The sequence below is a fragment of the Polaribacter sp. Hel1_85 genome (genome assembly GCF_000766795.1).
Lineage (GTDB): Bacteria > Bacteroidota > Bacteroidia > Flavobacteriales > Flavobacteriaceae > Polaribacter.
Window position 1 is genome coordinate 1376012 of record NZ_JPDS01000002.1, and the last position, 23504, is coordinate 1399515.

Annotated in this window: 16 protein-coding genes; 13 read left to right on the top strand and 3 right to left on the bottom strand. The window is 30.0% G+C overall.

Translation table 11 applies throughout. The features are described from left to right. Positions 1-12: 12 nt before the first annotated feature. Positions 13-2403, bottom strand: coding sequence for a DUF5916 domain-containing protein (locus PHEL85_RS13290; RefSeq protein WP_235318279.1), 2391 nt, complete (start codon positions 2401-2403; stop codon positions 13-15). Between the two features lie 276 nt (positions 2404-2679). On the opposite strand from PHEL85_RS13290, the gene sucC reads away from it, so the two are divergent. Next, positions 2680-3882, top strand: a complete 1203-nt coding sequence (gene sucC / locus PHEL85_RS13295) for an ADP-forming succinate--CoA ligase subunit beta (RefSeq protein ID WP_036825801.1) — start codon at positions 2680-2682, stop codon at positions 3880-3882. Between the two features lie 205 nt (positions 3883-4087). Here sucC and uvrB read toward each other — a convergent pair whose 3' ends face one another. Together uvrB and PHEL85_RS13305 are read right to left on the bottom strand one after the other, a co-directional pair. Further along, positions 4088-6076: an excinuclease ABC subunit UvrB gene (uvrB, locus tag PHEL85_RS13300; RefSeq protein WP_036825803.1), complete on the bottom strand. Its 1989-nt coding sequence runs from the start codon at positions 6074-6076 to the stop codon at positions 4088-4090. Positions 6077-6141: 65 nt separating this feature from the next. After that, entirely contained in the window at positions 6142-11613 is a 5472-nt protein-coding gene (locus PHEL85_RS13305) for a T9SS type B sorting domain-containing protein (protein ID WP_162179438.1), read from the bottom strand. Positions 11614-11891: 278 nt separating this feature from the next. Between PHEL85_RS13305 and PHEL85_RS13310 the strand changes: the two genes are divergently transcribed. The 12 genes from PHEL85_RS13310 to PHEL85_RS13365 all read left to right on the top strand — a co-directional run bounded on the left by PHEL85_RS13310 (position 11892) and on the right by PHEL85_RS13365 (position 23412). After that, the gene (locus tag PHEL85_RS13310; RefSeq protein WP_036825806.1) at positions 11892-13235 is read left to right on the top strand and encodes a coiled-coil domain-containing protein; all 1344 of its coding nucleotides are present in this window, start codon (positions 11892-11894) and stop codon (positions 13233-13235) included. Between the two features lie 79 nt (positions 13236-13314). Further along, the gene (locus PHEL85_RS13315; protein ID WP_036825809.1) at positions 13315-14364 is read left to right on the top strand and encodes a hypothetical protein; all 1050 of its coding nucleotides are present in this window, start codon (positions 13315-13317) and stop codon (positions 14362-14364) included. Between the two features lie 150 nt (positions 14365-14514). Continuing rightward, positions 14515-16473, top strand: coding sequence for an AAA family ATPase (locus PHEL85_RS13320; RefSeq protein WP_036825811.1), 1959 nt, complete (start codon positions 14515-14517; stop codon positions 16471-16473). Continuing rightward, a complete protein-coding gene (locus PHEL85_RS13325; protein ID WP_036825813.1) occupies positions 16466-17050 on the top strand; it encodes an NUDIX domain-containing protein in 585 nt (194 codons plus the stop codon). Before PHEL85_RS13320 ends, PHEL85_RS13325 begins: the two co-directional genes overlap by 8 nt. Position 17051: 1 nt before the next feature. Further along, positions 17052-18287, top strand: a complete 1236-nt coding sequence (locus PHEL85_RS13330; protein ID WP_036825817.1) for a DUF6638 family protein — start codon at positions 17052-17054, stop codon at positions 18285-18287. Between the two features lie 45 nt (positions 18288-18332). After that, positions 18333-18848 (top strand): hypothetical protein, encoded by a 516-nt coding sequence (locus PHEL85_RS13335; RefSeq protein ID WP_036825819.1) that lies wholly within the window; start codon positions 18333-18335, stop codon positions 18846-18848. A 104-nt stretch (positions 18849-18952) separates the two neighbouring features. Beyond that, positions 18953-20644, top strand: a complete 1692-nt coding sequence (locus tag PHEL85_RS13340; RefSeq protein WP_036825822.1) for a hypothetical protein — start codon at positions 18953-18955, stop codon at positions 20642-20644. Positions 20645-20958: 314 nt separating this feature from the next. Continuing rightward, positions 20959-21318 (top strand): DoxX family protein, encoded by a 360-nt coding sequence (locus PHEL85_RS13345; RefSeq protein WP_036825824.1) that lies wholly within the window; start codon positions 20959-20961, stop codon positions 21316-21318. Further along, positions 21311-21718, top strand: coding sequence for an OsmC family protein (locus PHEL85_RS13350; RefSeq protein WP_036825826.1), 408 nt, complete (start codon positions 21311-21313; stop codon positions 21716-21718). The genes PHEL85_RS13345 and PHEL85_RS13350 overlap by 8 nt, the downstream gene beginning before the upstream one ends. 1 nt (position 21719) lies before the next feature. Next, positions 21720-22253 (top strand): NADPH-dependent FMN reductase, encoded by a 534-nt coding sequence (locus tag PHEL85_RS13355; RefSeq protein WP_036826388.1) that lies wholly within the window; start codon positions 21720-21722, stop codon positions 22251-22253. Between the two features lie 2 nt (positions 22254-22255). Next, positions 22256-22693: a MarR family winged helix-turn-helix transcriptional regulator gene (locus tag PHEL85_RS13360; RefSeq protein ID WP_036825829.1), complete on the top strand. Its 438-nt coding sequence runs from the start codon at positions 22256-22258 to the stop codon at positions 22691-22693. Positions 22694-22695: 2 nt separating this feature from the next. After that, the gene (locus PHEL85_RS13365) at positions 22696-23412 is read left to right on the top strand and encodes a pirin family protein (RefSeq protein ID WP_036825832.1); all 717 of its coding nucleotides are present in this window, start codon (positions 22696-22698) and stop codon (positions 23410-23412) included. Positions 23413-23504 lie beyond the last annotated feature (92 nt).

Genomic DNA, 23504 nt, shown 5'->3' on the forward strand with positions numbered 1-23504 from the left:
CAAAATATCTAACTAGAAAATATTTTTAAGTTTGTTATAATCTATAAAGTAAACAAATCTTACAGAGAATGTGTGTCTTTGTGATTGATCGAATAAATTATCTAAATTTTTAAAGAAATCTAAATTAGATTTTGTGTCTTCGTTAAAAATAGAATTTCTATAAAATGCAATTAATTGACTTCCAGGAGCAAATTGCCAAATGTAATTTAAATCTAAATTCCAGCTATTAAAATTAACATCATCTCCAATATATGTTGTGTTTGGGTTTAAGTTTCCATCAGAATTTAAGTTGTGATAACTATTGTAATTTACAGAACCCCAATAATGCCTAAAACTTAAAGAAAGAGAAGAGTTTGTGCTAAAACTATATTTTCCAGAAATAGTGTTTGTGTAGTTTTTTCTGTCTCTCATTCCAAAAATAATGTTTGTATCATCTTCATTTATATAACCTTGGTCGTCATAAAATTGATTGTAATTCAAACTATATTGTAAAGAAAATTGATTTGTAAATCGATAACGAGGAGAAATACTGAAACCATATCCTACTTTTGGGTTATTTGAGTACCCTGTATACCATACATCTGCATTTACTTGAAACTTTTTTTGTGAGTTTGTAGATATCCATGTATTTATATTTTTTCTTTCAGGTTGTAAAAAGTAAATACCGCTAGTTGTACCCTGTCTTGGTTCAAAAAAATCTTTACTTTCTGTTTCATAATTTATATTACCTCCAAAGTAGAAGCGATTTCTTGTTTGTGCACTTGCACCAAAACTAGCTTGATATCCTGTGTAAATTCCCGAAAAATGTTGAAATTCTGCATTATTATAAAAGTAAAAATTGTAAGAATTAAATTTTTTGGTAGGCTGTAAGGTTCTCCAACCTGCACTGCCATAAATTGTTTGTTGGTTATTGCTAAAAAGAATACCTAAATCATTTGGGTTGTAGTCTTTGTTTTCAAAATTATAGCCAATTTCCCAGTTCCAATGTCCAGAGTTGTATCCAAAACTGTTATCAAAATAATATCCAGTACCATTATTATTGACATCATCAGAAATATTACTCATTTTAACTGAACCATCTGCATTATATTTGCTGTCTTTGGTTTCAATATGCCAGTCTAAAGCTGTAACATTAGCATCTCTAAACTCACCATGTCTAGTAACATTGGTGTTAATTAAAGAAACAGTTGAGTTTTGATTAAACTGTTGATCTAGCACCATAATATTATAGTTTGTAAAAGGAGCAATTACTTCTTTTCTAATTTCGTCAGTATTTGTGTTTTTTATAGTTGCATTTGTTTTTTCTGTAATAGCATTAAAAAATCCAATACCTAATCCGCCTTTTGTTCTTCCAGAAATTTTAACTGCGTTTAACATGGTTACTTTTCCTGGGTAATCTGTTACTTCTTCATCTGCGGATAAATTTCCGTAAACATCAAATTGATCAATAGGAGAAGAGCCTATTCTTCTTGAGTAAAATAAATTTGCAATATTAAAAAGTTCAGTACCTTCTGTGAAAAACTGACGTTGTTCTGAAAATTGTTGCTCAAAAGGACCAAGATTTAATTCAACATTGTCGAAACCTACTTGACTAAAATCTGGAATTAAAGTAGCATCTAAAGTAAAGTTTTCTGATAGACCATATTTAATATCCATTCCAACACTCCAATCAAATTCAGATTGACCTTCAAATGTGGTAGTTGTAGCAGACGCATATGGGTATAAATTTAAACGTGTAGTTGGTTTAATATCTTTAAAATCGGTTATCAAACCATCATATTGTGTCCATCTTCCAACAGAATTATCAATATGAGTCCAAGTATGTTGTTGGTTTAATTTTTCTAATCTTCTGTGAAAATTAAATCCCCAAGATTGTATTGGTTCATTAGCAAAACGTAATGCTCTGTATGGAATTTCCATTTCTACATTCCATCCTTTATCTGTAATTTTTGTAGCACTTTTCCAAACGGCACTCCAATTAAAGTCTTCATTTCCATTAGAAACCTTTGCATCACCTTGGTTTCCTGTAGCCTGAACAACAAATTCGAAAGGGTTCTGGCCATCGTCATTAGGATTTATAGTTACCAAAAAGAAATCTGCAATACTAAAATTATCTCTTGTTGCAAATTCTTGAGGAATTCCTTCTGGATCAGGATCATTCATCTGAGCAGAAATGTAAATAGCATCATTGTTATAAACAACTTTAACAATGGTTTGGTATTCTGATGAAACAGGTTTGCCGTTATCTGGTCTTAAAGTAATAAAGTCTGTAATTAATTCTGCATTTTTCCAGGCTTTGTCATTTAATACACCATCAATTTTAGGTGCTTTTTTAATTCTTGTGGTTTTTATTGTTTTCCGATTTTCTTTGTTTTGTGCTGGTAACTGATGTAATGATAACATTACAAGCAGTAGTAAAATGGTTTTTTTTAACATGTAATTTTTGGTTGATTATGTGTAAACACATTGCTAAAGTATTTATCAATTGAGAGATAATTCTTAAAATCGTGTTAATTATAAGAAAGACATCTTAAAATTTGAAGTGTTACATTCTTGGAGTGTTAAATGTTTCTTAAAGAAAATTTGAGATAAAAAGAATGATAATTAATTTTTAATGAAAACTATGCATGGTTTTGTATATGAATTTGTATTTTTGACAACGTTTTTAAACATTTACAAATGAACTTACACGAATATCAAGGAAAAGAAATTTTAAGCAGTTTTGGCGTTAGAATTCAACGTGGAATTGTTGCTAGCAATCATAAAGAAGCTGTAGATGCAGCAAAACAATTAACAGCAGAAACCGGTACAGGTTGGCATGTTATTAAAGCGCAAGTTCATGCAGGTGGGCGTGGAAAAGGTGGAGGAGTTAAGTTGGCTAAAAACTTACAAGAAGTAGAAAGCATTGCCAATGATATTATTGGAATGATGTTAATTACACCTCAAACTTCTGCCGAAGGAAAAAAAGTAAATCAAGTTTTAATCTGTGAGGATGTTTATTATCCAGGAGATTCTGAACCAGATGAATACTACATGTCTGTTTTATTAAACAGAGCAACTGGTAAAAATATGATTATGTATTCTACGGAAGGTGGAATGGATATTGAAACTGTTGCAGAAGAAACTCCACATTTAATTTTTACAGAAGAAATTGATCCTTTATTAGGAATTATGCCTTTTCAAGCACGTAAAGTTGCTTTTAATTTAGGATTATCTGGTGTTGCTTTTAAAGAAATGACAAAGTTTGTTACTAATTTATACAAAGCATACATTGGATCGGATTCTTCTATGTTTGAAATTAACCCAGTATTAAAAACATCTGATTCTAAAATTATGGCTGTTGACGCTAAAGTTTCTTTAGATGAAAATGCATTATACAGACACAGAGATTATGCAGCAATGCGTGATTTACGTGAAGAAAACCCAATTGAAGTTGAAGCTAAAGCTGCAGGTTTAAACTATGTAGATTTAGACGGAAACGTTGGGTGTATGGTAAATGGAGCTGGTTTAGCAATGGGAACTATGGATTTAATTAAAGAATCTGGAGGAGAACCTGCTAACTTTTTAGATGTTGGTGGTACTGCAGATGCAGCTAGAGTTGAAACTGCTTTTGGAATTATTTTAAAAGATCCAGCAGTAAAAGCAATTTTAGTAAATATTTTTGGTGGTATTGTACGTTGCGATAGAGTAGCGCAAGGTGTTGTAGATGCTTATAAAAATATGGGAGACAAAATTAATGTACCTATTATTTGTAGATTACAAGGAACAAATGCAAAAGAAGCAAAAGAATTAATAGATAATTCTGGAATGGAAATTATTTCTGCTACAGAATTTCAAGAAGCTGCTGATAAAGTACAAGAAGTTTTAGAAGCCTCTAAGTAGTTTCTTAGAAAATATATTTAGTAAAAAAAGCCTCACAATTAATTGTGAGGCTTTTTTTTATGAGTTTCGCTAACTTAAGACGATTATGATGTCCGTTTTAATACTGAATCAAGTTCAGCACAAGTGATTTATAATCGGCGTTAGCGAAGTTAGTTTTTTTGAGTTAAAAAATCAATAGGTAAAAACACCTCTTTTCATAAAGAATTTACAATTTTTCTTTTAAAACTGCAATTTCATCTCTTAATTGGGCAGCAACAATAAAATCTAAAGATTTGGCAGCAGCTTCCATATGTTTGCGTTTTTCTCTAATACGTTTTTCTATTTCTTCTTTTGGTAAATATTGTAAATCTTGTTCTGCAGCAACTTGTTTTGCATTGTCGTAATGATAACTTGAAACTGCAGATTTAGATAGAGTGTCATCTATCTTTTTATTGATTTGAGTAGGAGTAATATTATGTTTTGTGTTGTAAGCTATTTGTTTTTCTCTTCTACGTTCTGTTTCATCAATCGTTTTTTGCATACTGTTTGTTATTTTATCAGCATATAAAATTGCCAAACCATTTACATTTCTTGCTGCTCTACCCACAGTTTGTGTAATCGATCTGTGAGAGCGTAAAAAACCTTCTTTATCTGCATCTAAAATAGCAACTAAAGAAACTTCTGGTAAATCTAAACCTTCTCTTAATAAATTTACTCCAATTAAAACATCAAACAAACCTTTACGTAAATCTTGCATAATCTCGACACGTTCTAAAGTATCAACATCAGAATGTATATATCTACAACGAATTGCAACTCTTGTTAAATATTTGGTCAACTCTTCTGCCATTCTTTTGGTTAAAGTGGTCACCAAAGTACGTTCGTCTTTGTCTACACGAGTTTGTATTTCTTCAATTAAATCATCAATTTGATTTAAACTTGGTCTAATTTCTATTACTGGATCTAATAACCCTGTAGGACGAATTACTTGTTCTACAAAAACACCTTCAGTTTTTTGCAATTCATAATCTGCAGGAGTTGCAGAAACATATATAACTTGATTTTGAACTTCTTCAAATTCTTCAAATTTTAACGGACGATTGTCCATTGCTGCAGGTAAACGAAAACCATATTCTACCAAGTTTTCTTTTCTGCTTCTATCTCCACCATACATTGCATGTGTTTGTGGAATTGTAACGTGACTTTCATCAACCACCATTAAATAATCATCAGGAAAATAATCTAGCAAACAGAAAGGTCTTGTTCCTGGTTCTCTACCATCTAAATAACGAGAATAATTTTCAATTCCTGAACAATATCCTAATTCGCGTATCATTTCTAAATCGAATTCTGTTCGTTCTTTTAAACGTTTTGCTTCTAAATGTTTACCAATTTCTTTAAAATAATCTACTTGTTTCATCATATCTTCTTGAATTTGATGAATCGCGTTTTGTAATACATCTGGAGAAGTTACAAACAGGTTTGCTGGGTAAATGGTGAGTTCTTCAAACTTTTCAAGTACAGTATTGCTTTCTAAATCGAAGGATTCTATTTCTTCAATTTCATCACCAAAAAAATGAACTCTATAACCATTATCACCATAAGAAGGGTAAATGGTAACTACATCTCCTTTTACTTTAAAAGTTCCACTTTTTATTTCGTGTTCTGTTCTAGAATATAAGCTTTGAACTAGTTGATGCAAAAATTTTGTTCTTGCAATTTGTTGGTCTACATGAATAGGAATTACGTTTTTCTTGAATTCTACAGGGTTTCCAATTCCGTATAAACAAGAAACAGAAGCTACTACTAAAACATCTCTACGACCTGAAAGTAGGGAAGAAGTTGTGCTTAAACGAAGTCTTTCAATATCATCATTGATAGACAAATCTTTTTCGATATAAGTTCCTGTTACAGGAATGTATGCTTCTGGTTGATAATAATCGTAATAAGAAACAAAGTATTCTACAGCATTTTCAGGGAAGAATTGTTTAAATTCTGAATATAATTGAGCTGCCAATGTTTTATTGTGTGCTAAAACTAAGGTTGGTTTTTTTATTTCTTCTATAACATTTGCAACCGTAAATGTTTTACCAGAACCTGTTACCCCTAATAAAGTTTGAAATTTTTCACCTCCAAGAATACTTTCTGTAAGTTCTTTTATTGCTTGAGGTTGATCTCCTGTTGGAGAAAATTCTGATACCAATTTAAATTCCATGATGTAAAAATACGGATACTTTGTATAAAAATATCCGTATTTTTTTAACTTTTAAAAAGTAATATTTATTTCCTTAATAGAGAAAAATGTCCTTTTTTATTAATAGTTGGTTTTGTAATATCAGCAGGAATTAGCTGAATATTAAACCAATAATCATCAGAAGGTAATATTTTACCATTATAGTTTCCGTCCCAACCTTGACTATCAATTGGTAATTGTGCAACAAATTTCCCAAATCTATTAAAGATATTAATGCTGCTATTAGGATAAAATGTTTTGTTTGCACCTTTAATTACCCAAGTATCATTCTTTCCATCTCCATTTGGTGTAAAGAATTTAGGAAATTGAATTACTGAAATTTGCAATTCTTCATCTGGAGTACAACCATTTTTATCATTTACAATAATAGTGTAAATTCCACCTTCAAGATTTTCAAAAAGTGGTTCATCTTGAAACCCAATTGCAGGAAACATATCTCCATAATCATCATTTCTAACAGCAAATTGATAATCTCCTTTGCCTAATGGATTTTTAACAGTATCTATAAAAATAGATATATTATCATTACTCCCAATATTGTTAGATTCGTCAATAATTGTGACAGCTTCTTGTAGCAAGGTTGCTTTTTCAGATTCTTCAACATAAATAGTTCTACTTTTGTTACATGTAGTTGTAATATCTGTTGCTTTTACAGTGTACTCTCCACCTTCACTAATGGTTAAAGTGGAATTGGTTCCTAATACAGTTCCGTTTTTATCTTCCCATTCATAATCATAACCAGCTGCAGGATTTTCTACTTCAAGAATATGTGGAGTTGTGTAGTTTAAACACAGAATTTGAGGATTATTAGGATCTTCTCCAGTAACTGTAAATTCGGGTAAAGAAATAATATTAATATTAAAAGAGAGTTGGGTATTTACACAAATAATTGGCGTGTTTTTTGTGTTTTCTACACGTACAAAAATTGTTTGATTGTTGTTGTTATTTTCAAATATATTTTCATCAATTGCTAAAGAACTGTTTCCTGATTCTGCATCAGCTAAAGAAGTGTAAAAAGTTACCGAGAAATCTGCAAATTCAGCGGGCTGATAATTGATAAGAATTTCTGGTATTTTATTTTTAAGAGAAATATCTCCATTTATACCATTATCATCATCAGCAAAACTATCTGAAATATTATCACAATCAGAATAATTAGAAATATTGATTGGAATATTAGGTTCTGGGTAAATCAATAACTGAAAAGTTGCAAAAACAGATTCACACATATTACCACCTAAATCAAATATTTTAAAGAATATGGTTTCAATTCCTGGATCATCTGTATTAAAATTAGTGGGAAATACAGTTTGACTCGTTATGTTTTGAAAATCAGTAGGATTTGTAATTTCGTTACCATTTTCAGCATCTTGTTGCGTTGCATAATAAGCAACTCTATGATTTGTTTTACCATCTAAAATTTCGATGTCTTTAGAAGTTAAATCGATATTTTGAGCAATTCGATTTCTAGTATCGCTATCAGAAGAAGTAGGGACATCACAAACTGCAAAATCAACTACAGTTGAAGAAATAGTAGGAACAGGATTTACAATTATTTTAAAAGAAACGTGGTCGTTAAAACATTGCTGAGTTCCATTTCTATCTTGTACACGCACAAAAATAGTTTGCTCACTAATATCACCTAAAGTAAAACCATTTTGAGCCGTATTTGTAAAACTGGTGTCATTAGTAATAACATCAGTATTTGTATTAGCTCCATTTGCTGTTGTGTGAAAAGAAACGATATAATCTGCTTCAGTTTGAGTTGTTCCTAAGATGTCAACAACATGATCTCTAAGATTTATATTTGCATTTTCTCCATCTGCAGTACTTCCTGATAAATCATCATCACAAAACTCTAAATTTGAAGTTGTAACAGCTATTGGAACAGGATTTACTTGTAGATAAATTTGTCCTAAACCAGAACAATCGTTATTTGATTTACTAATTAATTTATAAAAAATCGGGAATTTATTTCCAGTTATATTTGGAATATTATTGTTTCTATAATTAGAGATATTTTGCAAAAGTTGAATTTCATTTATGGATTGTGTTCTTTCTAATTCAGTTTCATAAAACTCTATTCTAATATCCGGATCGATAGAAATTTTACTTGGAGCAGTACTGAAATCGAAAAAGGTTATTCCATCTGTGTCAGAATTTGCAGCAGTATTATTTCCATCAGCATCTAAAAAATCATCACATTCTAAAAAAGTTTCCTCATACGGTTCGTTAGGTGTGTAGCTAACTGTTAAATTGATTTTGGAAATAGTATAACAACCAAATTCTGAAATTGTTCTAACCCAGGCTTCACCTGCTGTGTCAACAAAATAACTGGTTTTATCTGCTACTTGAGGTGAGCCAGTATTGGCATTAATTGCTGTTGTAAAATATTGAAAAGTATCTTTTGAATTGCTAGAAATATTACTTTCTGCTAATGTTAAATTGAAAGTTGTTTGCTTATCAGGATCAGAGTCACACTGTTTTAATTCTGTAGGATTTTCTTTTGGAATAGGTAATGGATTAACTGTTAGTTTTATTGCATTTGATGTAAAAGGACAACTATTACCAGTTCTAGTTAAAACCACTCTATATTGATAGTTATTATAAGTTAATGGAATATTGGAAACTTGTAAAGAAGTTGTAGTAACTCCATTGTAAATAGTATTATTTGTAATGTTATTAAAAACGGTACCATTATCTGTAGAAACCTGCCATTGAAAACCATCTGCATTGGAATCTATTGTTATAGTTTCAATTGAGCTTTCACAAAAAGCAACATCATCAAAAGTAGTATTTAAACTTATTTGAGCACTCGTTAAGTAGTTTACATTAGGGATTGTGTATCCATCAGTATTATTAATAACTTTTCCAAAATTATCAACTGCAAAAGTAGATGTGTTTAAAATACCAGAACCATTTCCTGTAAAACCAGCTTCAATAACATCGAAACAAGTGTCATCATCAGAATCTAATTCTATAAAATTAAAAATACCATCAGTATCTGTGTCTACAATTGTGTAATTAATAGCAAGTGTTTTATCATCTGGAGTTGTTTCTAAGTTATCAACCAAACCATTTATACCAATTTTTGAAATAGCATTATCAATAACTCCATCAAAATTAGTATCTAAATTACTATTTCCAGCTTCTACCAAATCAAAAATACCATCATTATCAGAATCTATATCTAGGTAATTTAGAATTCCATCGTTATCACTATCATTTGCTGTTTCGTAGAAATCTGGAATTCCATCATTATCAGAATCTAAATCTAAAGAATCTTCAATTCCATCACTATCAGAATCTCTTGAGAAACAGGTTAATTGAATGTTTCCGTTAAAAGTTGAGGTTGTTGTAATTCCAGTTGATTGATGTTTAAAATCAATTTGATTTACTTGATGAGCAACAAATTCATATGTACTTGTTGCTCCAGTTGTATTTGCAGCGTATTTAAACCAAATTTCTGAAGCTGATAGGTTGGTAACTCCTGCTTCAAAAACTCCATCAAAATTTGTATCAACTAAAAGCTGGTCATCAGGGTCTATAAGAGTAATATTTTTATTATTTGGGACAATTTTAATGATGAAAAATTCACCATTAGAAATAGTATGGTTTAAAGCTTTGTTTTGACTAAATTTAAAATTTATATTTTGATTAAACTTTAATTCATATTTTAGTTTTGTATCTGTTGCAGGGTTTATTACAGATGTGAAATTCCCTATGTTGTCTCCAGAAAAAGTATTACTAGTTTCAGTTTCTGTATAAACACTAGTTGTACTGTTGTTTGTTGAATTATCTTGAAAAATGATACTAGGATTATTAGAATCTGCAATATTTAATGTTGCATTGCCTATTGATTCGTTACAATTTGAAATTCCATCATTATCAAGATCATCATCGATATTATCAATAATTGTATCACCATCATAATCATCAGGACAAATACTTACAGGAACTTCTACAGACTCGAAAGTTGAACCAGAACAGGTTATTTTTCCAATTAATTTATATCTACCTGGATTTGTAGGTGTATAAGTAGGGTTTGTATTTCCTGTTGATACAAAACCACCACCATTTTCATCATCAAAAAACCATTCAAATTCATCAAATAGATCTGTGTTTGCAGCTTCTAAAGTTACATTTGGTATGCAATTTCCTAAAGCAGAAACAGTGGCATCAAAATTAATTTCTGGTGATGAAGGGAAACCTGAATAAAAGCTTCCAGAGGTGGCTGCTCCATTTTGATTAAAATAAGCACAATACAATTCGCCACTACTGTCTATAGAAATATCACCAGTTAAATTAGTTACTTTATAAGTTATATATTCTGTATTTCCATCAACATCAAAAGGGCCTGATGTTGTGAAATTTGATATTGGTTGAGAATTAATATTTACAGTAGCTCCTTTGTTGGTAACAATTGTAATTCCTCCAGTAAAAGTTACTGTTCCAATATTTTCTATATTAGGAATATTATCTACTTTTCCTCTGTTTTCACAACTTAAAGGAGGAACAAAAAATAAACCTTGATTTGCTTCACTATTATTTGCGCCAACTCCTTGATAAGCAAAAATTGGATTTGAAGTTTCTACAAGTAAATTGCCATTGCTGTTATAACTAGCACCTTCAATTAAATAATATTCCCCAGTATTTATAACTGTTGATAAATTTGCATTTCCATTAATGCGCACAGATGTATTATCTTCATGTGCTACAATTAAAACGTTTTCCCAACCATCAGAACCATCACCTTTTACAAAAATATATTCGCTTCCAATTTTATCAATTCCAACAATTTGGTCAATTCCATAATCTCTTCCTCCGCCGTTATGAAAACTTCCATTAGCAGAACCAACATTTGTAACTATGGGTTTGTCTGAGGTTATTAAAGTACCAATTAAAGCATCTCTGTTAATTGTATTATCAACTGCATTTGTAGCAACAATATAACTTTCGCCTTCATTTAAAAGGATATTTGTAATTGGTAGATTTCCTGTGTAGTTTTTAATTAATATACCTGTAGGTAAATCATCAAAAGTAACTTTTGTATTATTTTCTGTAGCCATAACAGAAATAAAGTTCAAGTAGTTGTCTTGCGGATTTTCATTGGTAAACATTCCAGCTCTAAAGGTTGTGCCTAAAGCAGAAGCACCTTTACTAACTAATGCTCCAGCTTGTGCTCCTCCACCAGCTAAAACACGAATTGAAACATAAATAACGTCATCAGCTTCTATAATATAACCTTTATCAGAATGAACTACACTTGTTTGTCTAGAATCTACAAAAAGTTGACTATCACCAGAACCAATTAATATTTCTTGAGGCGTTGAACTTGAAACAAAACCTGTAATATCACCAGAAGAATTTCCTATTTGCTTTATAGTATAACTTACGTTCTGATTATTAGGTGTAGAAATATAAAAATATTGATTTTCAGGATTTGCATTTCCTGTTTCTGCATAAGTTAAAGGCGGAATAAAATGTTTTTTACTCAATTGAGCTTGAATATTATTAACACAAATTATATTAAATATGATAATAAATAAGATTGATAATTTAGATTTCAACATAAAGGACTTAAAAAAGCAAATTGGCTGTTAAAAATAACAAGAAATCTGCAAGAAATAGATAAAGTTTTAAATTTATTAGACTTCTTGTAACAAATAAGGTTTAATTGCTACATATAATTAGAAGTAATTTTATTTTATTTCGAAATTTTTAACGAAATTGCTTGTCTAAAAATTGTTCAACTTTTAAAAAACACAAAATAACTATGTCTGATGATTTTGACTTACTAGAAACTAGTTCTAACAAAAAAACTGAAAAAGTAGATGTAAACTGGGGGAAAGCTATTGATACCATGAAATCTAAATTGGCGCAAGAAGATGATCCAGAATCTCGCCAGAAAATTTTAAACGCAACATTAGATGATGTTGTACACATGGCAGAAAAAGATAGAACTACACTTTTAGATGCCATTAAAGATTTAACAGATTATCAAGACGAAGTTGGTATTATGTTCGAGAAATTTTCTGCATTAAATCCTACAGAACAAAAAGTTATTGATGATGCCCAAAAAGCATTAGAAAGAGCAAGAGTAGAATTAGAAGATGCAGAAAACAAACCAGATACTTGGTGGAATAATCTTTGGGGAAGAAAATCTAAGATTAAAAGAGAGCAAATAGAATTTAAAGAAGCAGAAAAAGTAAGAGCAGGTGCAGATAATAAGGCAAAAGCAATGTTTCAAGAACGTATAGAAAGTGCAGACATTCAAACTTTGTTGAGTGAACTTTCATACAAATCTCAAGCAGCAGTTACGCGACTTAAAAATAGAGAAGTAGAAATTAAAGAAGTAGAAGAGAAGTTAAAAGATGCGATTGTTGAAGCTTCTAAAAATCATACAAAAGCTTTAGAAAAAAAGAAAGAAGTAGAAGATCAATTAGAAGAGCAATATGCCTTGTTAAAACAAGCTCGTCAAGAATTAGATGAAATTGCAGATAAACAATCTACAGCCTATTCAGAAGCAATTGGAAAAATGACTGGTATAGAGCAAAAAGTAGAGGAGTTAGAAGGTCTTAAAAACGCTTATACAACTTTAGCTGCAAGTAAGGATAGTTTTGTACACAAACACAATTTAACCATTAAAGTATTAACTTCTTTACGTTCTAATTTACAAACGCATAGAGCAAAATTAAAGTCAGATACAGAAGAAAGATTAAAATATTATGATGGTTATGTAGTTGCTTTAAAAGCAAGAACTGATCAAGAATTTGCCGCTATTTTAGAACATTTAGGTGTAAAAACTGATGAACATATTGGAGAAACTCTAGCATCTATGCATTCTGCAAGTGCAAGAGCTCGTCAAGAAATGATGGACAATATTCCTGTTCACGAAAAAGTAATGAAAGGTGTTTACAGTACGTATGCAGAGGCTTTACACGAAATTCGTGAAAAAGATATCGATATTCAAAAGAATTTTGCAGATAGATATGGAATCGACATGAAAGAGATTTTTGAAGATTATTACAAGGCAGATGCAAATGCACCAAAAGGAGATGATAGTGAGCCAACAGAAGCTCCAAAAAAAGATACTTCAGACGACGATTTATTATCCTAAAAAGTAAGCAGTTTACAGTAGCAGTTTGCAGTCAGTTGATTGCTGTGAACTGCTACTGAATACTGAAAACTAAAATCCTATGATTACAACACCTTTAGATTCAGCAATTTTAAATTCTAAAGAGCAATACGTTTTTTATCATAAAATGGTAGATTTTGTGCTAAAAGAATTGATTGTAAGTGTACAACAAGAACAACTATGCAATCATCAAGAGTTGCTTATTTTTAAGCAATATTCAGACTTACTATTATATTCTATTGAGGCAATGCGTATTAAATATATGTATGATGAAGAAGATAATATGAAAGTCGATTTAACAGATTCTGGTTTTCCTAATTATTTAGAATTCAGGTTTTTGTACAACGATTTAGAATTGAAGAATGAATATGTTGGTAAACTAAAAGGAAAAGAAAATTTAAAAGAGGAGTTTTTAGACACCCTATTAAAAAAGAAACAACCTATAAAAAGAGATAAACTTTTTCAAGCTTCTTCAATAGTTTATTATCAATCTGTAAAACAGCAATATATTTTCAACAGATTTGTGCAAGGTAAAATTATAGAAACCCCAAAAAATGGTCATGGAAATTTAATGACAAGTTGGAGTTTTTATGATGTAACTACAAACAGACCATATATTTGCTACATGTATTTTAATTATGATGGCAAACGTATTTCAGATGATAAAGAAAAGTTATATCAAGTATTAAAAGAAAGTGCAGATAGAGAAATGTCTTTAGATACTATGGCATATTCTATTGATAGAAAATTAGAAAACATTCAGCCAAAACATATTAAGAGAATAGATTTAGGTCCTTTTCATAATGTGTTTGCTAAAGATGAAAACGAAATTACACACGCTATTTTAGGAGGAATTGCGCGTAAGGAAATTCCTTTAGAATCGTATGCTTTATCACTAAAAATTGATGAAGTGTTTTCTGGAGATACTTTTAAAGAAGGTGGTTTTTTCTCGAAACAAACCATGCAAAAATGGAGTGATGTTATCAAACAAAAGTATGTTTTTGCACCACATAGAATTATACAGTTGTTGCACAATGTTGCGCCAGAAACATTACATAAGTTAGCAAAATCCCCAATAGAAATGTCAGATTTAAAAATTGATAAAATATAAGTTGACAGTAAATAGTTGACAGTTTTCAGTCAGCAATTTACAGTCAGCAAGATTGTGAAATAAAAAATTAAAAGAAAAAAAATAACAGGCAGAGTAATAAAAGCAGAGTGAACTGTTTACTGAAGACTGCCAACTGCAGACTAAAAAAATATGGAACACAACTCAACTTTTCCAATAAAACAGAATGAACTAGATATGCTTCGCGATGAAGCTTCTGGTTATTTAAAATCAGTTCAATGGGAGCAAAGTAATAGAGCAAAAAGTAAAGAAAATGATGCAAAAGACGATTCAATTTTATTGTATTTGTCAAGAGCAAATTCAGGATCTAATGTAGAAATTACTTCAGTTTCAAAAACTATTTTAGCCTTAAAAAAACGTTTATTACCAGATTCAATTGCAATTCCTGTGTATTTAAATCAGACTTTATATGCTGTGCAAGAAGGAATTACTTTAGGAATCTGGATTAAAGATAATTATTACGATTCATCAGGATTATCATCATTAAATGAGCGAAAATCTGCATTAGATTCTCAAGGAAAACGTGAGTTTGAAAGTAAAATGCAAACAGCAACTGCGTTTCAATTATTTGCAACAGCTTATAAAATTTTACACGATTTAAAACCCCATGCTTCAGATGATTTATCAGTTATGAAACAAAAATTTGCTGGTATTCCTGAAGTTTCTCTTTTATCACCATTAAAAGGAATTGCATGTTCTTTATTTTATTTTGATAAATATTTAGGACATCCAGAAATTGTAAAATCAGACAAAGATGTAATCGATTTTACAGTGGTTTTTTATGAAGCCTTAATTGATGAAATTCAGCTTAGAAAAAGCAGTTTAGAATACACAGAAACCATTGTAGATAGAACCTATAAATTAGAAAATTCTGAATTTGCAGTTTCTGGTTGGGAAAACGTTTTTTCTGGAACTGCAAAAAGTGTTGAGTTTAATAAAATTCAATTTGAGCAAATTGTAGGGAATAAAGATGCTAAACATTTTGCACGCAGATTAACAGAAAGAATGTTGAGTTACGATTTTGATGCAAAGAAAAATCCGTTTCAAGAATTAGGTGGTTTTATGCCTGTTTTTATGGGTTATGGAATTCCAGGAACAGGAAAATCGATGTTAATTGCAGCAATTGCAACTCGTTTAAAAGAGCATTCAGACAATTTAGACATTCCGTTTTTATTTCATCCAATGCCAGATACGTTGATTTCTACTTTTCAAGGAGGATCTGCAGAAAAAATGGTAGAATGGATGAAGCCGATGCAAGATCCAACAAAATTAATTTTTGCACCAATTGATGATGCAGAAAATAATTTACAAGAAAGAACTGCACAAGGAGTTTCTGCCGGAGTTAAAGAAGTAATTGGTGTTTTCTTACGTTATACAGAAGGAGCTTATGCCGTAAATTATGGAAATTCTTCAATAGGTTTATTTACCAATTTACCAGAAATGTTAGACAAAGCTGTTATTTCTCGTGTACAAGGTAGATTTAAAATTGACGGAGCAAGAACAGAACACGACTTCTTAGATCAAGATTATATTTGGTGGAAAAAGTTTGAAAAAACAATGCCAGATTTTGTGAATATGCAAGACCCATCAAATTACGAGTTTTTAAAAGACCAAGGTTTGACAAAAAATATGGGAGAAATTTTAAGTTCTATAGAAAAACCATCCGAAGAAAGAGTTTTAGAAGCATATGATAGAGCAGAAAGAAATCATAAATCGAATGAACATTTGTTTTTTGCGATTTTGTACAAAGAAATTCAGAAAATATTTCCATTCTTTTCGTCTAGAGATGTACGTAATATTCAATCTGCAATTTCATTGCGATTAACAGATTTTGATTTAGAAGAAGATTGGTTTTCTAATCCTGAAATTTATTTCAAACAGAAATATGAAACAAAGTTTAACATGTTGCAAGAATTGATGAAAGCAAATATGAAAGGTTTAAATTTTTCTGAAGTAAGAAGGCAAGAAGTTGTACGTTATTTAGATAATGTAGCAACCATTGCAGATACAGATTTTAAACGAAAAGTAGATGCAAAAGTGAATCAAATGAATATTGATTTAGAAGCAAGAAGAAATTTTGAGAATGAGTAATAATCGAATCAAAAATATAGAAAAGACTTTATTGTCGGATAATTATTACGCGCTTCATAAGTTTAATTTTGATTATCAAATGCCAGATGGAAGTTGGGTAAACCAAATGCGTGAAGTATACGAACGTGGCCATGGAGCAGGAATATTGTTGTACAATACAACTAAAAAGACGGTGATTTTAATCAAACAATTTAGACTGCCTACTTTTTTACACGACAATAAAGAAGGGTTTTTAATTGAAATTCCTGCTGGTTTATTAGATGAAGATAATCCAGAACAATGTGTTATAAGAGAAACAGAAGAAGAGGTTGGTATTCGTTTAAAATCTGTTAAAAAAGTATATGAAGGATATTCTTCCCCTGGAGTTTTAACGGAAAAAATGCACTTTTTTGTTGGGGAATATACAGATGATATGAAAGTGAGTGAAGGAGGAGGTTTAGAAAGTGAAACAGAAGATATTGAAGTTTTAGAAATGCCTTTTACAGAAGCTGTAAAAATGTTAGAAAACGGAGAAATTATAGATACAAGAACGATTGTTTTATTACAATATGCACAAATTAATCAATTATTAGGTTAATATGGATAAACTAATAAAAGCCAATTTATATAGAAGCGAATCAATTTCTGTGAGCGGAAAATTGGTAGAACGCTACAATAAATGTTTAGTAAAACTTGGTTTTTCAGAAACCAAATTGAAAAAATTTACGATTGATGGAGTAGGTTGGAGTCCTGAAATTGCTGAAGAAAAAGGAGCACCTTTTTACCTAAATAATGGTGAAGCAAACACACATGCAATTATAATTACTCCAAAACAAAAAGGATTGCCAGTGTATAATCCGTTTCATTCTTTTGATGCAGCATTGATGAAAGTTGTGTTTAAAAAACATGAAAAAAGTATTAATGATATTACAAGAGATTCTGCTATTTGTGTTGATTTTGATCAAAAAATTGATGCGTTTTATGAGCCATTAGATATTTTAAGATATAAAGATATTACAATTAGATTTCATTTAATAGATAACTTAAACAAGGCAAAAGAAGAGCAGTTAAAGTTGGTTGAAATTTTCAATCATGAGAATAACTTTATTGATGAAGATATTCATCAGCAACTTTTAAAATCAGCAAAAAAATACGGAGATTTAAGAGAAAGAAATCTACATTTAGAAGAGCTTGTTTTTACAACAGATTCTTTTTTTACAAAAGCTTTCGGAGGAGTATATCTGTTAAGAAACTTCATTTCGCCTATTTTAATTTTCGAAGATAAAAATGCATACAAAGAAGCTATAAATGATACTACTTTTGATGTAATGATGTTTCATATTTCTCAAACAGAATTAATAGCTCAATTAAAAGATCATGTAATTATTGAGTGTAATTTATCAGAAGAAGTAACAACTAAAAGATATGAAAGAATCAAGAAATTTATTTTTTCAGAATTTTTAAAAGAAACACAACATCCAATAAAAGAGATTTTGAATGACAAGATGTTATTTAAAAGTTATTTGAATAAAATCGACATAAATTCTCGTAAAAAAGTAATGAGTGTTGAGCGTTATATGGATAAAAAAACAATTAATAAAGACATAAAAATTAAAGATATAATTGATGAAGAATTTTATTTTTCATTGCATAAACCACATTCGTCTTTAAGAGCAAATCATCAAGATTTAATTTGGCATTTGTTAGTGAATATTGCACCAAAAGATGTGTTGTTTTTATATTGGTACGATAAAGAGCAGTTTTATGAAGTGTATAAAAATTTAGAAGATTCTACTCAAGATTGGGTAATTGAAACAATTTGTAACAATTTTTAGAAAAAATAGACTAATTTTATAGAGAACTTCAAACATTTTAAAATCATGACATTAGAAATCATCATATTTATCGCAGCAATTTTATTTGGAGTTGTTATTTATTGGCGAGAATCTCAAGGAAATAAAATCTATAGATTTTTTAATAAAATAATGAATTCAGAAGAATTACAAATGAAACCAACAGATAAAAAAGGGTTTGTTTTTAAGCAAAACTTAATTTTAAGATTGGTTTATATTGCTGCTTTTTTTCTAGTTGGAATTTTAATTATTCAATTTTTAATTCCAATAAATTACACTACAATTTCATTATTTGCATCTATGATTGTTGGAACTTTAATAGGAACCTATATTGCAGGAGCTATATTTAAATCGTCAGAAATTATAGAAGAACAATCAGATGCTATTGAAGAAAAATTTGATGAAGTTATAGAAAAAGGAAAAGATTTTATTGAAGATTTGCAAACAAAAGATGCAGAAGATGTAAAGCTTCCAAAAGAAGCACCTAAAGCAGAAACCAAAAGTGCAAGAGAAAGATTAAAGGATAAAGGATTTTTGAAATAAAGAGTAAACAGTAGCAGTTTTCAGTTAGAAGATAAAAACAAATTAAACACAGTTACTCACGCTGCAAGTTTCCTCCCTTTGGGAGGATTAAGGTGGGCTTATTTATGTTAAAAAATTATTGGAATAAAGGATCAAAACAAAAGAAAAGAGTCATACTATTTAGTATAATTTTAATTGGATTATTGTTCTTTTTAAGAGACGATTATCAGCCAGCATTATTATTTATTAGAAAATTTATTTTCATCATAGTATTGTGCTCTTTTTTATTGTTTTTAGGATTGAGAAACTTTAGAAAATCTGCAAGTACTGGTAAAAGAATCGGAATTTTATTTTTCTTATCGCTCTTTTTTGGGGTTTTATATTATGTAGGTTGGAGTATGAATTTCTACGATTATATGAAAACATATAATGTTTTTAACGATTTAAATAAAGTAGAAATTAGCGAATTACCTTTAACTCAAAACGAAAGAATTCAGCCTTTAAGAAATATTTTTTCAATGGCAAATGAATCTGTAGGAGAAACAAAAGATGTTTCATTGCCTCATTTAGTTAGGGTTGATGGAAAAAATCAATGGACAATGGCAATTCAGCCAACAGAAAAATATGTTTGGCAAGGAATTAAAGACAATACAGAAGAAGTTTTTTCTGTATCTAGTACAACACCATTTCCGCGTTTTTCATCAGAAAATAGAATTCCAGTTACATTTTCTATTGGAGAATCTTTAAAATTTAGTAGAAATACCTACAATGCAGTTGTACAACGTTTAAATCCATGGATGTTGTTCAATTACCAACCAAGTGACACCTATTACATGAAAAATGATAAAGGTGCTTGGGTAGAGGTGGTAAGTTTAATAAGATGGAAAGGTTTCTTTTTTCCTTATCCAACTTTTGGAGGTGTAATGGTTATAGAAAACGGAGAACATGATATTAAAGATTATTTAGAAAGAATTACCATTGGTAAAGGAACTTATATTTCTCCATCAGAAATGAAAAACTATGCTTATTTAACAAAGCAAAATACCTTATCAGAAAGAGTTTCACGTTTGCAAGCAGAAAGCTTAAAATTTTTAGCAGGTTTTTCAGATCCATTACCTTGGAATATGGAAAGTGCTGTAAAAATTCCAGAAGCTCCAAAAGATCAAAATGCACAACCTTATGTTACAGATTTTAATTTTTCAGATTCAAAAACAGACGCTTTTAGCGGTTTATATCATTGGTTTGGTTTAGAGCCTGTTGGTAGCGAAAGAACAAGTTTAAGTTACAGCGTTTTTATTCCTGCAGATGGTACAGATAAGTTGTATTATTACGATCATGCATCAAAAAAACAAGGTTATGCTGGTGTTTCTGCAATGCCTTTAAAAGTAAAAGAATCTAAAAAAGAATACGATTGGAACTCGAATACACCTGTAGAATTTAGACCATATATTAAAGAAATTGCGGGTAGAAAACGTATGTTCTTTTTAGGAACTGTTTCTACAATAAGTGCCAACAATCCAGAACAATTTGATGGTTCTGCAACACCAGATTTGGCTTTGGTAGATAGCGAATATAGAGATGTAGTTTGGATCAACGCTAAAAAACCAAGTACTTGGAATGAAGAGGTGTATAATCAATTAAACGAAGCTTGGAGAACAAGTGAAGGGTCAAATATTTATTTCGAAAAAGAGCATACAGTTTTAGAGAAAAACCAACAAATTTTAGACTCTATAAAGCTGTTAACTAAGCAAGAAAAGAAACGTCAAGAAATAGAAAAACTTCAGAAGCAAATAGATTCTATTAAAAATAATCAGTAGTCAGTGCTAATTTTATTTCAGGATGTCATCTTGAGCGCAGTCGAAAGATTTGTAGCTATTTCCTGCTTTCACTACTCGCTTTTTTCGTTCCTCAAAAGAGCTCAAACAAGTCGTTCAATCAGGGCTAAACTCGTTTGCTAACTTTTAGAATATTAGAGTAAGCCTTTGTTTTTTATGTTTCTATGTGTTTTAATAATTTAGAAAAATACATAGCTCTTTTTTTAAAAGAATTGATTTATGTTTCCTTGGATTTATTTTCCTTGGTAAATAAATTTTTATTTTGTAACTTTGTCTAGAATTTAAAAACATTCAAGATGAAAACAACTAAAATTATTTACTACGTTTCTACAGGATTATTAACTTTATTAATGCTTTTTTCTGCAGGAATGTACTTCTTCAATCATGCAGAAGTAGCAAGTATGTTTTCCAATTTTGGATATCCAACCTATATAATTTATCCTTATGCAATTGCAAAAATATTAGGTTTGGTTGCTTTATGGTTTGTTGTTAATAAAACAATAAAAGAATGGGCGTATGCAGGTTTTTTCTTCGCTTTTATATTTGCTTTTTTTGCACATATAATGATTAGTGATGGAGAACAAATGGGAGCAATATTGGCAATGATTCTATTAATTACATCTTATATAACAAATAAAAAAATTACAAATGGATAAAGTTAAAAACGCTGAGGTAGTTTTATCAAATAAAAACTATTTAGCAGAAGCAAAAACAAGAAATCATTTTTTAACAATAGATGAACCTGTAGCTTCTGGAGGTGATGATAATGGTCCAACTCCAGTAGAATACCTACTTACAGCAATAGGTGGTTGCGTGTCAATTACTTTAAGAATGTATGCAGAAAGAAAGGGTTGGGACGTTGGTAAAATAACCGTCAATGTTTTTCAAAAGGAAGAGCAAACTTCAGAAGGAATTAAAAAATGGTTGGAAGAAGATATTTCTTTCGAAAAAGAAATTACAGAAGATCAAAAGAAAAGGCTGTTGGTTATTGCAGGAAAATGTCCTGTTGCTAAAATGGTAAAAGGAGAAACTTTAATTGAATCAAAAATTATTTAAAATGAAAAAAGTATTAGCATTTGCAGGAAGTACGAGTTCTACTTCTATTAATAAAAAATTAGCAATATTTGCTGCAGAAAATCTAGAAAACACTTCTTTTGATGTAATTGATTTAAGAGATTTTACTTTACCAATTTTTAGTGAAGATGAAGAAAAAAATGGTTTTCCAGAAGCTGTAAAGAAATTTACTTCTTTGTTAGATAATTATGATGGTTTTATCCTATCATTAGCAGAGCATAATGGTTCTTACGCTGCCGCTTTTAAAAATATTTTTGATTGGAGTTCAAGAATTGAAGGAAAAATTTTTAGAGATAAACCTTTGTTATTAATGGCAACTTCTCCTGGAGGAATGGGAGGTAAATTTGTTTTAGCTGCTGGAGAACAAAGATTTTCAAGACAAGGAGCAAAAGAATTAATTACGTATTCTTTACCTAACTTTTATGACAATTTTAAAGAAGGTAAAATAATAAATGAAGATTTATTGGCTTCTTTGAAAGTGCAAGTAAATTTATTTGAGAAAGCAGTAAATCAGTAAAAATGGGTGATATTTCTAAAGACATAAAATCGAAGTTTGTTAGTAATAAAGTAAAGGCATTAATCAATATAAAATATACTGCAAATTGGTTAAGTAGCAAAGAAACTGAGTTTTTTAAACCTTATGGAATTTCTCCACAACAATATAATATACTTCGAATTTTACGTGGAGCAAAAGACAAAATTAAGGTACAAATTGTTAAAGATAGAATGATTGAAAGAGCGCCAAATGCAACACGTTTAATGGATAAATTATGTGATAAAAATTTAATTGAAAGAGAGCGTTGTGATCATGATAGGAGAGTAGTATATGTAAAAATCACAAAACCTGGTTTAGAATTATTATCAACAATCGATGATTATAAAAATATTTCTTTTTTAGACAATTTGTCTGATGATGAAGCAGTTATATTGAGTGATTTATTAGATAAAATAAGATAATTATGAAAAAAATAATTCATACAGCAACCTCAAGAGGTCATGCAGATCATGGTTGGTTACAGGCAAATCATTCATTTAGTTTTGCTAATTTTTATGATCCAAACAGAACACATTTTGGAGCGTTAAGAGTTTTAAATGATGATTTAATTGCTCCAAGCATGGGTTTTGGAACACATCCTCACGATAATATGGAAATTATTACAATTCCGTTAAAAGGTGTTTTAAAGCATAAAGATAATATGGCAAATGATTGGATTCCTGTTTTACCAGGAGAAGTTCAAGTAATGTCTGCAGGAACAGGTGTATATCATTCAGAAATAAATGGTTCTGCAACAGAACATTTAAGTTTGTTCCAATTATGGGTAATTCCAGAAAAAAATGGTGTAGAACCAAGATATGACCAAAAGGAATTTGATGTTAGTGACAGGGGAAATAAATTACAAATATTAGTAAGTTCGTTTAATTCTGATGATGAAAATAGTTTAAAAATACACCAAGATGCTCAAATCTCTAGAATAGATTTAGAGGAAAATCAAAGTTTTAAATATAAATTAAAATCTAAGAAACATGGTGTTTACATAATGACAATTTCTGGCAGCTTTACTATTGGTGAAACAAAAATGAGTTCTAGAGATGCTATAGGAGTTTATGAAACAGATAGTTTTACGATCAATACTTCATCTAGTTCAGAATTATTACTAATAGAAGTACCTATGTAGAAATCATTTTTATAAAATAATTTAGACCTCAAAGAATCATTTCTTTGAGGTTTTTTCTTTCCAAAAAATAAACATATCTTGCAAAGTATTAT

Coding starts and splice junctions, on each gene's coding strand:
- PHEL85_RS13290 (WP_235318279.1), bottom strand. CDS start 2,403: ATGTTATCATTACATCAGTTACCAGCACAAAACAAAGAAAATCGGAAA.
- sucC (WP_036825801.1), top strand. CDS start 2,680: ATGAACTTACACGAATATCAAGGAAAAGAAATTTTAAGCAGTTTTGGC.
- uvrB (WP_036825803.1), bottom strand. CDS start 6,076: ATGGAATTTAAATTGGTATCAGAATTTTCTCCAACAGGAGATCAACCT.
- PHEL85_RS13310 (WP_036825806.1), top strand. CDS start 11,892: ATGTCTGATGATTTTGACTTACTAGAAACTAGTTCTAACAAAAAAACT.
- PHEL85_RS13315 (WP_036825809.1), top strand. CDS start 13,315: ATGATTACAACACCTTTAGATTCAGCAATTTTAAATTCTAAAGAGCAA.
- PHEL85_RS13320 (WP_036825811.1), top strand. CDS start 14,515: ATGGAACACAACTCAACTTTTCCAATAAAACAGAATGAACTAGATATG.
- PHEL85_RS13325 (WP_036825813.1), top strand. CDS start 16,466: ATGAGTAATAATCGAATCAAAAATATAGAAAAGACTTTATTGTCGGAT.
- PHEL85_RS13330 (WP_036825817.1), top strand. CDS start 17,052: ATGGATAAACTAATAAAAGCCAATTTATATAGAAGCGAATCAATTTCT.
- PHEL85_RS13335 (WP_036825819.1), top strand. CDS start 18,333: ATGACATTAGAAATCATCATATTTATCGCAGCAATTTTATTTGGAGTT.
- PHEL85_RS13340 (WP_036825822.1), top strand. CDS start 18,953: ATGTTAAAAAATTATTGGAATAAAGGATCAAAACAAAAGAAAAGAGTC.
- PHEL85_RS13345 (WP_036825824.1), top strand. CDS start 20,959: ATGAAAACAACTAAAATTATTTACTACGTTTCTACAGGATTATTAACT.
- PHEL85_RS13350 (WP_036825826.1), top strand. CDS start 21,311: ATGGATAAAGTTAAAAACGCTGAGGTAGTTTTATCAAATAAAAACTAT.
- PHEL85_RS13355 (WP_036826388.1), top strand. CDS start 21,720: ATGAAAAAAGTATTAGCATTTGCAGGAAGTACGAGTTCTACTTCTATT.
- PHEL85_RS13360 (WP_036825829.1), top strand. CDS start 22,256: ATGGGTGATATTTCTAAAGACATAAAATCGAAGTTTGTTAGTAATAAA.
- PHEL85_RS13365 (WP_036825832.1), top strand. CDS start 22,696: ATGAAAAAAATAATTCATACAGCAACCTCAAGAGGTCATGCAGATCAT.